Genomic DNA, 15479 nt, shown 5'->3' on the forward strand with positions numbered 1-15479 from the left:
ACCTTGTCGATTTGTCGAGATTCCTATACAACTACACAAATCATAGGCGATCAGAGCCCGAGTCTGCAAAGCCTGTTTCATGAAATTTCAATGACGCGGAGGCACGTATGGCCAAAACGCCTGTCTGGAAATCCATCGCTGCGGCGCTTGAGGCCGATATTGCGGCCGGGCATTACGGCACCGGAGACAAGCTGCCCACCGAGGCAGACCTGGCCGCGCGTTTCGGCGTGAACCGGCATACGGTGCGGCGGGCCCTGGCAGATATGGCCGCGCGCGGCATCACCCGGTCGCGGCGCGGCGCGGGGGTGTTCGTGGAAACTCCGCCCACGGATTACCCCATCGGCCGGCGCGTGCGGTTCCACAAGGCGATCGAGGCAACGGGCCGGCTGCCCTCGAAACGGGTGCTGGCCGTCACCCGCCGCGCCTGCGATAGCGCCGAGGCCAGCGCCTTGCAATTGTCCCCCGGCGATCCGGTGTTCGACTATCAGGGGCTGTCTTTGTCCGCAGGCGCGCCGATTGCGGTGTTTACCTCGGTGTTTCCTGCCGCGCGCGTGCCCGATCTGCCTGACGCGCTGCAAAAGACCAGCTCGGTCACTCAGGCGCTGCGGGCCTGCGGGATTGCCGATTACATCCGCGCCCAAACCCGGCTAAGCGCGGTCCGGCTGGATGCCACTCAGGCCCTGCATCTGCGCCTGCGCGAGGGCGATCCGGCGCTCAAATCCATCGGGATCAACATCTGCCCCGAAGGCCGCCCCATCGAATACGGGCTGACCTGGTTCGCCGGCGAACGCGTAACCCTGACCGTCACCCCGGACTAGGAGGTTTCGTATTTCTCCAGAAAAGCCTCGATCGGCAGGCTGCGGAAATCGGGCAAGCGGGCGCGCAATGTCTGATGATCCCAGTCCCACCAGGCCAGCTGTTGCAGCCGCGCGGCGGTCTTCGGTTCGAACCGCGCGCGCAAGGGGCTGGCCGGCACGCCCGCCACGATCTGATAGGGCGGCACATCCCTGGTGACGACGGCTCCGGCGGCCACGATGGCCCCATCCCCGATCCGGACCTCGGGGCGGATCACCGCGCCATGGCCGATCCAGGTATCATGGCCGATATGCGCCAGCCGCGATTGGCGATGCGCAAAAAAATCCGCGTCCCGCGTGGCTTCATCCCAGTAATCGTCCGAGCGATACAGGAAATGGTGCAGGCTGGCCTGCTGCATTGGATGATCCGTCGGGCCAATCCGGGTAAAGCTGGCGATATTGGCGAATTTGCCGATCCGCGCATTGGCCACATCCGCATAACGATCGCAGTAGGAATAATTCCCAAACACCGAATGGGCGATGCGGCTGCCCTTGCCGATCTCGACATAGGCGCCGAAATCCGAGGCCGTGATTTCGCACTCGGGGTGGATAAACGGGGTGTCGGCGGTCAGTCTTGGCATGGTTTCGTCCTTAGTGGCCGCTGTCCGAGCCCTTGATCAGCCGCGCGCGCAGCAGGCCCGACAGCCAGTCCATCAGCATCACCATCAAGATCACGAGGAGGATGTAATAGCTGACTTCCTCCCAATCTTTCTGCGTGATCAGCGCCTGGGTCAACAAAAGCCCGATGCCGCCGCCGGTGATTGCGCCGATGATGGTGGCGCTGCGGGTGTTGGATTCCAGGAAATACAGAACCTGGCTGAGAAACACCGGCGTGATCTGCGGGATCACCCCAAAGCGATAGCGCTGCAACGTGTTCGCGCCGGTGGATTCGATGCCCTCGATCTGCTTTTTGTCCACGTTTTCCAACGCTTCCGAGAACATCTTCCCAAAGCTGCCGGTATCGGTGATCAGGATTGCCAAGGCCCCCGTCAGCGGACCCGGCCCAAAGGCGCGCGCCAGAATGATCGTCCAGATCAGCGCATCCACCCCGCGGAAGAAATCAAACAGACGCCGCGCGGCAAAGCGGATGGCCATCAGCGGTGCAAAGTTTCTGGCCGCCAGAAAGGCCAGCGGCAGCGCCACGATGGCCGCGCCGAACGTACCCAGAAAGGCCATCAGGATGGTTTCGAAAATCGCGCCCGCCACCTGGCTGTGATGCCACATCGGATTGTGCCAGAAATCGTGCCAGATCGCCCCCGCCTGCCCTGCGGCCGCACGGCTGAGCAGTTCAGGAAGGCTCAGCCCGTAATAGGGGCTGCTGAGGGTAAAGAAGAACAGCTCCCACCCAAGCTCATAGCGGAACACCTCGGCCTTGGTGCGGGTGACATTCAGACGGCCGGCCTCGGTGGTGATGGCCAGGCGCGATTTCGACAGGCTGGCCCAATCGGGCACAACACCGCCGGGGAATTCCACCTGCACGCCCTGCGCCCGGCTGGAGGTCACCCGGATCGTGCCATAGTCCGGCATCTCATAGGTGATCACATCGCCCAGGGTCACGCGATGCCCCTGCCCCAGATCCACCACCGGATCGGCTCCGGCGCTGACCCAATCGGGGCGCATCCCCTCGGGATATGTGCCCTTGCGCTCACCCTCGATCGCGACGGTGATCTGATCCGAGCGCAGATCGCGCGTGACATGGGTTTTATAGCTGTAGCTGTCGGCCACCAGTGTTCTGGCATTGTCCAGACTGGCGCGTTCGCTCAGGCCCGGAATGTCAAAGGCAAAGACCACGTAGGTCAGATAGGCCAGCACCAGCACCGGCGCGGCCAGGGCGATCAGGCGTTTGCGGCCGATCAGGCGCTCGGCGCTCTGGCGCAGATCCAGGTTCGTTGCGGCGGTGCTCATAGCGTGGCCTCCAGTTTGCGGTTGCCCATGTTCTGTTTCCCGTGGGTCAAACGATCCCGCAGCCCCGAGGAAATCTGATCCACCAGTACGATCGTCAGGAACAGCAGCAGAAAAATCGCCGTGGCCTCGTCATATTTGCCCTTGCCCCAGGACATGGCGTTTTTCAGCTCATAGCCGATGCCGCCCGCCCCCACGAAGCCCAGAATGGCCGAGGCGCGGATGTTGATTTCGAACCGCAGCAGCGCATAGGACAGATAGTTCGGCGCGACCTGCGGGATCACCCCCAGCGTCATCCGCTGCACCCAAGAGGCCCCGACGGATTCCAACCCCTCGACCGGCTTGAGCGAGGCGTTCTCGTTCACCTCAGAGAACAGTTTCCCCAGGGCACCGGCGGTGTGAAAGGCAATCGCGATCATCGCCGGCACCGGCCCGCCGCCCAGCACAAAGATCAGCACCAGAGCAATCACGATTTCAGGCATGGCGCGCATGATGTCCATGCTGCGCCGGAACACCGGGATCGCGCGCGGCCACAGCGCCAGCCCCCGCGTCGACAGCAGCGACAGCACAATCGCCAGCATCGCCCCCACCAGCGTGGCCGCCCCCGCGATGTTCAGCGTCTCGATCAGCGCGGGCAGGAAATGCAGCAGATGGGCGGGAAATTCCGCCAGTTTGTGCGCGGCCTCGCCCAGGACCTCGGCGGGGAAGTCGAAAAAACGGTGCAGCCCCTCCCAGAACCCACCTGCATTGCGCGCATCGGCCGTCATGAACCCGGACACCATCAGGGCCACGAACAGGATCAGGAAAATCGAATTATACATCCGTTTGCGCCGCGTCAGCGCCATATAGGCCGCGCGCGTGTCACCAGCGGGGTGCGTCAGGTCGGTCATGATCAGAGCCTTTGAAAAACTGGCGGGCCCTGATGGCCAGGGCCCGCCGGAACGTCATGAAAACGCTTAGTTCGATTTCAGTTTGCGCGCTTCGATGATCACTTCGTAGGCGTCATGCGTGATCGGCATGAAGCCCTTGGCGTCACCTTGCAGCACGCCGTAAGCGCACTCTTCGTCCATGGATTTCAGCGAGGCCAGCAGCCCCGTGAATTTGACCTTCACATCGGTGGGCAGGTCTTTGCGCACGACAAAGGGCCCCTCGGGGATGGGTTTGGACTGCCAGATCTGCACCAGCTCGTTCATGTCCACCAGGCCCGCGTCCACGGCTTTGCGCAGCGCGCCCGAGTTGAACCCGTCTTCCCAGTTGCCCAGGCCGTCGGCCCAGGTGACGCCGCCGTCCACGTCGCCGTTGTTCACGGCCACGATGGTCTGTTCATGCCCGCCGGTGAATTTCACTTCGCCGAAATAATCGCCCGAGGTCATGCTCGCGCCGGTGGCCTGAGGGATCTCGATCGAGGGGATCAGGAAGCCGCTGGTCGAGTTGGGATCGCCAAAGCCAAAGACTTTGCCCTTCATGTCGTCCAGCGATTTGATGCCGCTGTCCTTGCGGGCGAACCCGACCGAGTAGTAGCCATAGCCGCCATCGTTGTTGACCTTCACCAGGATCGGCTCCACCGCTTCGGGATCCGACAGGTAGGTTTTGGCATAGCCCGAGGCGCCCACCCAGGCCGCATCGATGGTGCCGCCCAGCAGGCCCTGAATCACGCCGTTGTAATCGGCCGGGGCAAAGAGTTTGGTTTCGACGCCCAGCAGCTCTTCGGTTTTGGCGCGCAGGCATTCGTTGTTGTTCAGACGGTCTTGGGCGTTTTCGCCGCCCAGGATGCCGATGCGGAATTCTTTGATTTCGTCGGCCATGACCGGGCTGGTCAGGGCGGTGGTTGCCAGAATGGCAGCAATCAGTTTTTTCATGGTTCACTCCGATTGAGATAAAACCCGCGGCCAATCCGCAGGCCGTGAAGGTTTTGGATCAGGCCGTTTCGGCCAAGTCCGCCATTGCAGGGCGGGCCAGCGTTTCGATGCTGGTGCTGGTCGCGGCCTCAGAGAAAGAGCCATCCGCGCCATAAATGTCCCGAGCCGCGCCAGTGGTCAGCTGCTCAGGGAGTCCGTCAAACACCACACGTCCGGCGCGCATACCGATCACCCGGTCGCAATAGCGCCGCGCCGTATCCAGCGTGTGCAGGTTGGCAATCACAATGCGCCCGTCCTCTTCGTGGATACGGCGCAGGGCCTGCATCACGATCTGGGCATTCATCGGGTCCAGGCTGGCAATGGGTTCATCCGCCAGAATGATCCTGGGATCCTGCATCAGGGCGCGCGCAATCGCCACGCGCTGCTGCTGCCCGCCCGACAGGGCCTCGGCGCGTTTGGCGGCATGGGCCTCGATCCCCAGACGTTCCAGAATATCAATCGCGCGGTGAATATCACTGCTTGGGTACAGGTTGAACAAAGTCGGCAAGGTAGAGCGGCGGTTCAGCGTGCCGTGCAGCACGTTCGAGACCACATCCATCCGCGGCACCAAATTGAACTGCTGGAAAATCATCGCGCAATCGCCCTGCCAGCGACGCTTGTCAGCGCCCTTCAGCCCGGTGATCTGGCGCCCCTCAAAGGTGATCGTGCCGCTGGTTTCCGTCTCCAGCCGGTTCAGCATCCGCAACAGCGTGGATTTGCCCGCCCCCGAGGCCCCGATCACGCCGATCATCATCGGCCGGTCCACGGCAAAGCTTACATTGTCCACGGCGGCAACCGCGCCATAGCGTTTGGTCAGTTTGTCAAAGACAAGCATCCACATCCCCCGGATCACATCTTGGGGGAGACAAACACCGAGTCTGCAAACTCTGTGCGACAGTCAGGCAAATATTTTGTGACGCAGCCCCGGCATCAGCCCACAGCAATCGTCAGAATGTCGCTACACAGCCGCCGCGTCCCGCCTGTAGGCGGCCTCCGGTTCGGATTGCGGAAACACCAACGCCGGGCGGCGTTCCATGCTTGGAGACGCAGACAAGTTCAAGGGCATGGGGCAAACGATCCGCGATGCCCATGACGTTCTGCAAAAGGGCGTCGAACGCGCGATTGCCCTTGTCAACGACCGGACCCGAACGGACGTGGCGAAGCACGACGCCGCCAAGCGCATTGCCGAAGACACGGCGAACCAATTGGCCGTCCAGCGCAACCAACTTGCGCGGAAAGCCGAAGACTTGATGCAGGACGGGCAGGCCATTGCCGACGCATTCTTTGAACTGCGCAGCGAACGCGGTGCAATCGACGCACAGATTATCGCATGGGTCAAAGAGCAATCCGCGAAGGACGGCGGCGTTGCCGAAATCCGCAAGACCGCGATGGAAGAACCGCAGCTTGCCGCCGTGATCTACAACGCGCCCAACTTCCTGTTGGGGATCAATGCGAACTCGCACCAGAAAATGCGGCTGGACGTCGTAGAGAAACACGCCCCCAACGCATACAAGGCGATGGACCAAGGCGTTGAAATGCAAGCCCTTCTGTCGCGCTATGACAAGGCAATCGCCGGGGTCCATTCCAGCTTCTACAACCCGACCGTCGCAGCACAGGCCGAAACCCACGTCGCGGTCGCGTAGCCATGAACCAAGCCCAAACCGATATCGCCGCCATTGCCGATTGGCTGGCCCAAGCGTCGCGTTTCAAGAAAGCGCCCATGTCCAGTGAAATCGCGTTCGGGCCGTATGCTACGATCTTGCCGACCGACCCGGATACGACGGACTATCCCGACGTCGCGGACCTCGCAGAAGGGGGTGCGGTGTTCTTCGTGCCCACATCGCAGCTTGTCAAAGTCCCGGTGCCGCACTTGGACATGAAGCCCGAAGGCCACCCGGTCTTGGTCGAACGTATCCGGCACTTGTTCACGTTTAAACTCGGCGGCGATCTGCCCGACGTCTGGACCCTCGCAATCGCCAATCCGGCAACCTCGATTAGCGACGTACTTGCCGCCGAAGGCTTGGCCGGGCTGGACCTCGACGCGGTTGCGATCTTGGCCGTGCCGATCTGGACGCTACCCGCCGAAGACCGCGCGACCGTCGCGGACCTGTGCTGGTATCCGTAGCGTTTTTCGCATTGTGATGGCGCGGCGTACTCTGCGGCACGCCCCATCGCATAGGCGCTGACATGGACCAGCGCCGATTAGGCTGCGTCTTCGGGCGCGGCCTCTTTTTGTTCAATTTGCGCAGGATCGTCTTTGCGAACCATCTTTGGATAGTCGAACTTTGCGGAGTATTTAGTACGCCATAGCGCATCTTGCGCCGAAGCGATAATTCGTCGGTCCAATGCGTCTTCTATGATCTCATCAAGTTTTTCGTCCGAAATGAAGATCATGTGTGACTTGCCCGCTTCAAGCGATATGGGTAGCCCCGTTTCGACGCCGTGCATACTCAGAGGGTAGTGGACCCAACCTACGCGCAGCATGATCCGTTTGAATTCCCAAGCGTGCTTGACCCGATCTAACAGGGATTCACGGCGATATCTGTAGAGAATGTCCACCGCAGATATATGCACCGTATGAGCGGACGGATTCTGCAACGCAATGTACGCGCCGGAAACATACTCGTCTTCGATCTTTTCCATTCCAAGCGTCATCTTCACTTTGAATTTGGGTCGCGCACGCGAAACGTTCCACATGAAAACAGCAGTGGAAAGCAGCGCCGCATAGATCGCTAGGTACTTCGTAATGTCCATCGGAACTCACCGTCGCGTATTGTGTCGGAACATACTATATATGGTATCGAAGTTTGAGGGAGCAACAGTACATGGCCAGCATCAAAGATCACCCATTCTACATCCGTATGAAGCAACTCCCGCCGAAAGAGGTTGCCGCATGGGTCTTGGGCGACACGCCCGTAGAGCGAGCCGAAGCCAAGGACCGCAAAGCCGCGTTTCGTCGGGTCGCAAAGCACATCATGGGCGGTCGTGCAGAGCGCACGAAGTATGGCTTCAACTCCGACACGAACGGCGAAATCGCACGGGCGATGGAATGGGCGTTCAATGCCGGGCAGAAGGCAGCGAAGGGCAAATGAACTGGCGCAGCCTGTGGGTAGACTGTGGGTAGCGAAAATTTACCCCGAACGAAACTCCACCTAAGGCATTGAAATAAAACAACAATATTTGGGTAAAGTGGCGGAGAGACAGGGATTCGAACCCTGGAGACGGTTTCCCGCCTACACACTTTCCAGGCGTGCGCCTTCGACCACTCGGCCACCTCTCCGTTCGGCCCTTCTACTCATAGGCTTATGGGTATGCAAGCCCTCTCGGACACGCAAATGAAACCTTGTCGCCCGGTTGCCAGCGCCGTGGCAAACACCCATAATAAAATCAACCCTCTGACCCGGATATGACTGGCAAAATGAACAAATCTCTTCGTCGCCCGCCGCAGCCCCGACAGGTGACCGGCTTGGGCGCCCGGCGCGAGCTGGACCGCATCCAGACAGGTGCGCTGATCATCATCGCCTTTGCCGTGGTGCTGTTTTTGCTGGTGCAGGCGCGATTCCTGCTGATTTCGCTGGCGACGGCGATTGTTCTGTTCAGCCTGACCAGTGACGCGATCAACTTTATCGCGCGGCAGAAAATCGGGCCTTTGCGGATTCCGAACTTTCTGGCGTCGATCACGGCGCTGCTGCTGATTTCGGCAGCGCTGCTGACGCTGACCTCGATTATTCTCAGCCAGGTGAACACGGTTCTGGCCACCACGGTTTCCTATGCCGAAAGCGCGCCCTCGGCGATTGCGGCGATGTTCGCCTGGATGGGCGAGGACGTGCAGACAGCGGTTTTCAATTCCGTCAGCTCGATTGAGGTAACCGGCTATCTGCGCACGGCCGCGGGCCAGGCGGGCAACCTGATGTCGGCCACGGTGCTGGTGATCCTGTTCGTGGGCTTTCTGTTTGCCGAGCGCATCTGGTTTGCCACCAAGCTTGAGAATTTCTTTGGCGGAGACACCGCCCAGGCGCGACAGGTCAGCCGGATCATGTCCACCATCATCCACCGGGTGAACTATTATCTGCTGGTGAAAACCGGGGTCAGCGCGGTAACGGGCGCGATGGTGTTCGTTGTCGCGCAGGTGTTCGAACTGGACCTGGCCGGCCCTCTGGGGATCTTGGCCTTTGTGCTGAACTATATCCCCAATGTCGGCTCGATCGTGGCCACGATCCTGGTGGCGCTGGTGACGTTCGTGCAGACTTCTGATCCGGGCTCGACCCTGGCGGTGTTCATCGTGGTGACGCTGATTCAGTTCGTCAACGGCAGCGTGATTGACCCCACATTGATGGGCCGCGCCCTGCGGCTGTCCTCGTTCGGGATTATCATCAGCCTGGCCTTCTGGGGCGCGGTGTGGGGCATTCCGGGGATGTTCCTGTCGGTGCCGATCATGGTGGCAATGCTGATCGTCTGCTCAGAAGTCCCTGCCCTGCGGCCCATCGCGATCCTGTTGTCGCGGCAGGGCCTGCCCGAGCCCAAGGAAGAGGACGAGGGTTAACCCTCGTCCCTGGGGCCCGTCAGCGCCTCGGGGTTGCGCAGCCAGATGTCGCGCTGTGCAAAGGGGATCTCGATGCCCTCTGCGGCGAAACGGCGGGCGATTTCGTGGTTCAGCTCGGACTTCACGCTCAGCGACCAGTTCACATCGCGCAGGATGGCCCGGATTTCAAAATCCAGAGAATCCGCCCCGAACCCGCTGAACAGCACGCCGGGCGGCGGGTTCAGCAGCACCATGGGATGAGCCTCGGCAATCTCGCGCAGGATGGTTTCGACGCGCCGGGTGTCCGTCCCATAGGCCACACCGACGTTCACAATCACCCGCCCGATGGTATTGCCGCGGGTAAAGTTCGTCACGGTCCCGCTGACCAGATCAGCGTTGGGCACGATGACATCGGTACGGTCGAATGTCTCGATCCGGGTCGAACGCACCGAGATATTGCGCACATAGCCCATCTTACCGCCGACCTCGATCCAGTCGCCCTCGGCCACGGGGCGTTCGATCAGCAGGATGATGCCGGACACGAAGTTCGACACGATATTCTGAAGGCCGAAACCGATCCCGACCGACAGCGCCCCCGCGACAATCGCAATCGAGCTGAGATCCAGCCCCGCGCTGGTGATCGCCACGATGGCCGACAGCACGATCCCGACATAGCCCAGCCCCGACACGATCGCCGTCTGCCCGCCCACATCAATCCGCGTTTTCGGCAGGATCGAGCCCCGCAGCGCCCCCTGGATAATCCGCGTCGCCATATAGCCAAGCGCGAAAACCAGCGCGAAAACCAGGAAATCCATCGGCGAAATCCGCGTATCGCCAATCGAGAACCCGGCGCGGAATTTCGTCCACAGCTCCAGCAGCTCGGCTGGCCGGACGCCCCAGATCAGGGCCAGCACCGGCAGCGCCGCCAACGACAGGGCAAAGCCGATCAGAACCGGCCACAGGGCCTCTTGGTTGGGGCCGTCCGCGCGGGCCAGCATCACGTAAACGTCATCCACCAGACGGCGCAGAACCAGCACCAGCCCCAGCAAAAACAGCGTCATGACAGTGGGATAGACGATGGCCTCGGCAGCATAGCGATAGCCCACCGCCCACAGAACCGGCCCGACAACCGCAACGGCCTGCGTGCCCAGTTGCAACACGCGCAACACCAACAGCCCATTGCCCAGCTCTGCGCCCTCGCCCTCGGGCGGGCGGATATGCGCCGCAATGCTCTGGCCGACCCGGATCAGGATCAGCGCGATCAGACAGACCAGGGGAAAGCCGATCACGGCCTCGGCCTCGGGCGAGAAATTCGCGATCCCGCCCAGCACCTGCAAAACGCTACCCAGCACCGTCAGCACCGCCAGCCCGGTCGCATAGCGCCGCGCCATTGCCCGTTTGCCCGGCGCCAAAGACATCAGCGCAGCCCCCTCGCCGGGCGGAAACAGCCGATCCGCCAGCCAGCGCGCAGCCAGGATCTCAAAGCCCCAAAGCGGCAGATAGGTCAGCACCGTCGTGCTGTGCAGCCCGGCAAATCCGGTTTCAATCACCGCCTGCGACAGCAGCAAAAGCCCCAGCAGCGGCAGCGCAACCTTGCCCAGCGAGACCAGGAAATGCCACACCTCGCCGCCATGACGCGACAGGCGGCTGGCGCGCAGGCCCAGGCTGGTGAACCAACGACGCCCGCGCAACAGCAAGATCAGCCCGATCAGCGCCAGCCCGACGGCCTTGGGCGCGTTTTGCTGGAATTCGACGCGGCGGACCTCGTTTTGCCAGTTCGACTGGGTTTCGCGGGTCAGCAGGCCGAAAGCGTCGATCAGTTCTTGCAGGCTTGGGGCCCAAAGCGCCGGATTCAACGGGGTCGGGCCCAGTTGCGACAGCTCGTCAACCTGACGTTCGCGCAAGATCCGGTCGATCTCGGCCACCAGACCGGCGGCACGGCTATAGGCCTCCTCGGCGGCCAGAACCGGCGCCTGAAGCCGGGCCAGCTGCGTGTTCAACGCGCTGCGGCGGGTGGCGATATCCTCGGTTTCCTGCCCGTCCTCGGGAACCGGGCCAAGCGCGGCAATCTGCGATTGAATCGTAGCGATGCGCGCCTTGTTGGTATTCTGCGCCTCCAGAAAACGATCCCGCCAGCTGACGATTTCAGATTGCAGCGTTTCCAGCGCCGCATTCGAGGCCCGGCCGCTTTCCAGCGCCGCCTCGGCCCGGCTGGCGGTTGCCGACCACAATTCGTAATCCAGCGAGGATTGCGTGCCCGCACTATCCGAGAACGCCACCTCCTGCGCCCAGACCTGCCCCGGCAGCGCAATTGCCACCGCCAAAGCCATCCACAGGCTGAAGATCAGACGCGCCATCCGCGGATCAGTCCTCGAACACGGTGGGGATGGATTGCGGCGCGGCCACCAGCCAGTGCGGCACCGGCAGCCCCTTGGCCCGCAGGAATTCAGGGTTATAAAGCTTGGACTGATAGCGGGTGCCGTAATCGCACAGAACGGTCACGATGGTGTGACCGGGGCCCATTTCCCTGGCCATGCGCACCGCGCCCGCCACGTTCACCGCAGAGGAACCGCCCAGGCACAGGCCTTCGTCGGTCAGCAGGTCGAACACCAGCGGCAGGGCCTCGGCGTCGGACACACGCCAGGACATATCGGGGGTAAAGCCCTCAAGGTTGGCGGTGATGCGCCCCTGCCCGATGCCCTCGGTGATCGAGTCGCCCGGATTGTCCTGCCCGGTGTAAATCTTGAACAGGCCCGCGCCTTCGGGATCGACCAGACCGACCTTCACGCCCTTGGGCTGAAGCGCGGTGCCAACACCGGCCAGCGTCCCCCCCGAGCCCACCGCACAAACAAAGCCATCGACCTTGCCGCCGGTCTGTTCCCAGATCTCGGGGCCGGTGGTTTCCACATGTGCCTGCCGGTTCGCCACGTTATCGAACTGATTGGCCCAGATCGCGCCATTAGGTTCGGTTTTGGCAAGTTCAGCAGCCAAACGCCCCGAATACCGCACATAGTTGTTCGGATTTTTATAGGGCGCTGCGGGCACCTCGATCAGCTGAGCGCCCGCCAGACGCAGCATATCCTTCTTTTCCTGGCTCTGGGTTTCGGGAATGACGATGACGGTTTTGAACCCCATCGAGGCCCCCACCAGCGCCAGCCCGATGCCGGTGTTTCCAGCCGTGCCCTCGACGATGGTGCCGCCCGGTTTCAGCTGCCCCTTGGCCACCGCGTCACGGATGATGTACAGCGCCGCGCGATCCTTGACCGACTGGCCGGGGTTCATGAACTCGGCCTTACCCAGGATTTCGCACCCTGTCTCTTCGCTGGCCTTGTTCAGGCGGATCAGAGGGGTGTTGCCGATGGCCTCGGCCAGGTCATGAGCGATACGCATGTGTTTTTCCTTTTCCGTTCCTCATAGCTCTAGGCCCCATGGGCCGGGAACTCAACCGGGAACTCAACCTGCGCCTTGCGCGGCTGCCCGCAGATGCTCTCGATGCCGCGCCAGCCAGAGCAGCGCATTGACCAGCGGAACCACCCGCAATTCCCCCCGCTCGAACATCTGCATCGCCTGATCGAAACCAAAGATATGAGAGCGGATATTTTCGGATTCGCTGTCCAGCCCGCCAACCCCGGCGATGCCATCGGGCAGATCGGCCAGGCCCAGATAGATGTGGTAATACTCGTTCATACACCCAGGCGAGGGATAGCCGCGCATGATCAGGCGCAGATCGAGCAGGTCCAGCCCGGCCTCTTCGTGCGCCTCGCGGCGGGCGGTCTGTTCGGGAGTCTCGCCCGCGTCCACGCGGCCCGCGATCGGCTCCAGTTGCCAGGGCACCCGATCGCCGCGCACATAGGGGCCCATGCGGAACTGCTCGACCATCATCACCCGGTCGCGCACCGGATCATAGGGCAGCACCAGGGCGGCATCGGTGGCCTTGAAACTGGCCAGTTTAACGTCGGGGCCCATCTGGCCGTCGAATTGCCGGAACCTGAGCACATGCTGTTCAACCGCAAAGTAATCGGTATAGGGCTGCGCGGCCTGCACCGTCACCACATCCGCCCGCGTCAGACCGCCCGGCGCGTCCGGCACAGGCTCGGCCTCGCCCATCAGACGCGAGGCGGCGCGCATTTCGATCATCGGGCGCAGTTTCTCGGCCTCTTCGGCCGGGCGCAGACCATAGAAAGACATCAGCTCGGTCGCTGTGCGCAGCGAAATCGCGCCGCGCCGCGCCACCCATGTGTCCAGATCGAACGCCCCCCCCGAGGCAAACCTGCCGGGCGTGGTGAACCACGCCAGCGCCGGGGTCTTTGCCTCTTCTGCCCCCTCTGCGCGGACCGTCACGGGGCGCAGATCGTAGCCGAACCCGCCCTCGTAATAGGCCAGCCGCGCCTGATCCTGGGCCGAGACCCGCAGCAGCAGGCCCGGACAGGTCTGCCCGGCCTCGGGCGCAAGAAACGGAAAGCCCAGATCCGCAGCCCAATGCGCCTGATGATCCGGCAATTCGGCCTGCAACAGATCTGTTTTCAGCCTCCGCCCCAGCACCGTTTCCAGTAGAGGTATGTGCCGCAAAGACCCATAAAGAAACAATGTTTTCATCTAAGACTCATGTTCAGCGCCAGACGCGCCCTGCCAGTTCGGACAAGACACCGGCCGCGACACCTCCGATCAGAAGGGGCACGGTAACGTCCGGATGAACCAGCACCTTGCCATAGTCAATCCCGATGCTGAGGATATCCAGCAGCGCCTCGACCGGGCCCTTGTAGTAGCGGCGCAGCGCCTGGCGCAGCATCTCGTTGCACGATTGCAGGAACAGCACCCACAGCACCAGCAAGAACACCCCCGTCAGCCCGTTCCCAAGACCCGCCGACAGCCCCCGCCCACTGCGCCCGCCGATGCTGATCCAGCCGACCAGCACGCCCAGCACGACGTTCACATAATCGAACCAGCCAAAGACCGTGCCCTCGGGCAGATGCGGTTTGACGGTTTGGGACACGAACCAGGCGGTCGCGGCCAGAATAACAGCGGCAACAAGCCGCGCGGCGGTAGGCATCATGAGCAGGCAGGCCTTTGAATCGTGATCTGAGTCACGTCGCAGTTTCCCCACTCGAACGAGCCAGCACAAGAGGTCAGATAGAAATTCCACATCCGCCGGAACCGATCGTCAAACCCCAGCGGCTGCACCTGATCCCAGCGATCGTTGAACCTGTCATACCAACGCCGCAGAGTCTGACTGTAGCTTTGCCCGAATTCGATGGACTGCCGGAACACCAGGCCGGCTTTCTCGACCTCGGACAGCAAGGCCGAGCGGCTGGGCAGCATCCCTCCGGGGAAGATATATTTCTGGATGAAGTCCACGCCTTTACGATATGATTCAAAACGCTTTTCCTGAAGGGTGATGATCTGCAACGTGGCGTTTTTCCCCGGTTTCAGACATGCGTGCACCTTGTTGAAATAGACCGGCCAGTATTTCTCGCCCACGGCTTCGAACATTTCGATGCTGGCAATGCCGTCATAGTGGCCGGTTTCATCGCGATAATCCTGCAAACGCAGATCGACCTGATCGGAAAGCCCTGCCTTTTCAATGCGTTCCCTTGCATAGCTCAACTGTTCATGACTGATCGTCAAGCCGGTTACCCGCAGGCCGCGTTCCCTTGCAGCATATTCGGCAAAGCCGCCCCAGCCACAGCCGATTTCCAGCACGTGATCGCCGGGCTGCGCGCCCATCTGATCCACCATGGATGCGTATTTCTGGATCTGCGCCTGCTCCAGGCTTTCCTGCCCGGTTTTGAACAATGCGCTGGAATAGGTCATCGTGTCATCCAGCCATAACCCATAGAAATCATTTCCTAAATCATAGTGATAGCTGATGTTTTTCCTGGCTTGCTTCTTGGTGTTCGCATTCATCCAATGGCGCAGGCGTTCGTAGGCGCGCACCAGGAACATGCCCGGAAACCCCTCGTATAGCTCATCGTTTTCGGCATGGAGCAGGTCCAGAAACGCCTGAAGATCCGGGCTGCTCCACCAGCCATCCAGATAGGCATCGCAGAAGCCCAGGTCTCCCTCGCGGATCAGCCGGGTGAACGTGTCCGGATGGTGAATATGCAGCGCGGCCACGGGGCCCGGCCGGGGCGCTTCGGCGCGAAAAACCCGCCCGTCGGGCAACACGAAATCCAGCCGCCCGCGATGCAGCCCTCTGGCCAGCTGGAATACCGCCTGAAAATAGCGCGGCAGGTCTTTTTGGTCTGTCGTCTCAGTCAGGATCATCCGCATCTCCCCTTGCGGCATTGTGATCTCAGGCTGGCA

16 protein-coding genes and 1 tRNA gene are annotated in these 15479 nt (G+C 61.7%); 5 read left to right on the forward strand and 12 right to left on the reverse strand.

From position 1 onward, the window contains the following. Positions 1-107: 107 nt before the first annotated feature. Positions 108-818 (forward strand): phosphonate metabolism transcriptional regulator PhnF, encoded by a 711-nt coding sequence (phnF, locus tag ACP15O_RS15260; protein ID WP_425096985.1) that lies wholly within the window; start codon positions 108-110, stop codon positions 816-818. Here phnF and ACP15O_RS15265 read toward each other — a convergent pair. From ACP15O_RS15265 to phnC, 5 genes are all read right to left on the reverse strand, one after another. Beyond that, the gene (locus ACP15O_RS15265; RefSeq protein WP_425096986.1) at positions 815-1435 is read right to left on the reverse strand and encodes an LbetaH domain-containing protein; all 621 of its coding nucleotides are present in this window, start codon (positions 1433-1435) and stop codon (positions 815-817) included. The genes phnF and ACP15O_RS15265 overlap by 4 nt on opposite strands. A 10-nt stretch (positions 1436-1445) precedes the next feature. Then, positions 1446-2759, reverse strand: coding sequence for a phosphonate ABC transporter, permease protein PhnE (gene phnE, locus ACP15O_RS15270; protein ID WP_425096987.1), 1314 nt, complete (start codon positions 2757-2759; stop codon positions 1446-1448). After that, positions 2756-3646, reverse strand: a complete 891-nt coding sequence (phnE, locus tag ACP15O_RS15275) for a phosphonate ABC transporter, permease protein PhnE (protein WP_425096988.1) — start codon at positions 3644-3646, stop codon at positions 2756-2758. The genes phnE (ACP15O_RS15270) and phnE (ACP15O_RS15275) overlap by 4 nt, the downstream gene beginning before the upstream one ends. A gap of 66 nt (positions 3647-3712) precedes the next feature. Further along, the gene (gene phnD, locus ACP15O_RS15280) at positions 3713-4615 is read right to left on the reverse strand and encodes a phosphonate ABC transporter substrate-binding protein (RefSeq protein WP_425096989.1); all 903 of its coding nucleotides are present in this window, start codon (positions 4613-4615) and stop codon (positions 3713-3715) included. 58 nt (positions 4616-4673) lie between these two features. Next, the gene (phnC, locus tag ACP15O_RS15285) at positions 4674-5489 is read right to left on the reverse strand and encodes a phosphonate ABC transporter ATP-binding protein (RefSeq protein WP_425096990.1); all 816 of its coding nucleotides are present in this window, start codon (positions 5487-5489) and stop codon (positions 4674-4676) included. Between the two features lie 199 nt (positions 5490-5688). Between phnC and ACP15O_RS15290 the strand changes: the two genes are divergently transcribed. Continuing rightward, a complete protein-coding gene (locus ACP15O_RS15290; RefSeq protein WP_425096991.1) occupies positions 5689-6297 on the forward strand; it encodes a hypothetical protein in 609 nt (202 codons plus the stop codon). Between the two features lie 2 nt (positions 6298-6299). Beyond that, on the forward strand, positions 6300-6779 hold the full coding sequence (locus ACP15O_RS15295; protein ID WP_425096992.1) for a hypothetical protein: 480 nt from the start codon (positions 6300-6302) through the stop codon (positions 6777-6779). Positions 6780-6856: 77 nt separating this feature from the next. Here the strand turns inward: ACP15O_RS15295 and ACP15O_RS15300 are convergent, their stop codons facing one another. Then, positions 6857-7408: a hypothetical protein gene (locus ACP15O_RS15300; protein ID WP_425096993.1), complete on the reverse strand. Its 552-nt coding sequence runs from the start codon at positions 7406-7408 to the stop codon at positions 6857-6859. Between the two features lie 71 nt (positions 7409-7479). Between ACP15O_RS15300 and ACP15O_RS15305 the strand changes: the two genes are divergently transcribed. Further along, entirely contained in the window at positions 7480-7746 is a 267-nt protein-coding gene (locus ACP15O_RS15305; RefSeq protein ID WP_425096994.1) for a hypothetical protein, read from the forward strand. 98 nt (positions 7747-7844) lie between these two features. On the opposite strand, the gene ACP15O_RS15310 is transcribed toward ACP15O_RS15305, so the two are convergent. Then, a tRNA-Ser gene (locus ACP15O_RS15310) sits at positions 7845-7934 on the reverse strand. A 138-nt stretch (positions 7935-8072) separates the two neighbouring features. Between ACP15O_RS15310 and ACP15O_RS15315 the strand changes: the two genes are divergently transcribed. Beyond that, positions 8073-9197, forward strand: a complete 1125-nt coding sequence (locus tag ACP15O_RS15315; RefSeq protein ID WP_425096995.1) for an AI-2E family transporter — start codon at positions 8073-8075, stop codon at positions 9195-9197. On the opposite strand, the gene ACP15O_RS15320 is transcribed toward ACP15O_RS15315, so the two are convergent. The 5 genes from ACP15O_RS15320 to ACP15O_RS15340 all read right to left on the reverse strand — a co-directional run bounded on the left by ACP15O_RS15320 (position 9194) and on the right by ACP15O_RS15340 (position 15440). Beyond that, entirely contained in the window at positions 9194-11533 is a 2340-nt protein-coding gene (locus ACP15O_RS15320) for a DUF3772 domain-containing protein (RefSeq protein ID WP_425096996.1), read from the reverse strand. The two genes, ACP15O_RS15315 and ACP15O_RS15320, sit on opposite strands and share 4 nt — an antisense overlap. Before the next feature lie 7 nt (positions 11534-11540). Then, positions 11541-12566, reverse strand: a complete 1026-nt coding sequence (locus ACP15O_RS15325) for a cysteine synthase A (protein WP_425096997.1) — start codon at positions 12564-12566, stop codon at positions 11541-11543. A 63-nt stretch (positions 12567-12629) separates the two neighbouring features. Beyond that, positions 12630-13772: an NUDIX domain-containing protein gene (locus tag ACP15O_RS15330; RefSeq protein WP_425096998.1), complete on the reverse strand. Its 1143-nt coding sequence runs from the start codon at positions 13770-13772 to the stop codon at positions 12630-12632. A 13-nt stretch (positions 13773-13785) separates the two neighbouring features. After that, the gene (locus ACP15O_RS15335) at positions 13786-14229 is read right to left on the reverse strand and encodes a TrgA family protein (RefSeq protein ID WP_425096999.1); all 444 of its coding nucleotides are present in this window, start codon (positions 14227-14229) and stop codon (positions 13786-13788) included. Next, positions 14226-15440 carry a class I SAM-dependent methyltransferase gene (locus ACP15O_RS15340; protein ID WP_425097000.1) on the reverse strand — a complete coding sequence of 405 codons (1215 nt, stop codon included), beginning with the start codon at positions 15438-15440 and terminating at the stop codon, positions 14226-14228. The genes ACP15O_RS15335 and ACP15O_RS15340 overlap by 4 nt, the downstream gene beginning before the upstream one ends. Positions 15441-15479 lie beyond the last annotated feature (39 nt).

The sequence above is a fragment of the Youngimonas ophiurae (nom. illeg.) genome (assembly GCF_049803795.1).
Lineage (GTDB): Bacteria > Pseudomonadota > Alphaproteobacteria > Rhodobacterales > Rhodobacteraceae > Thalassobius.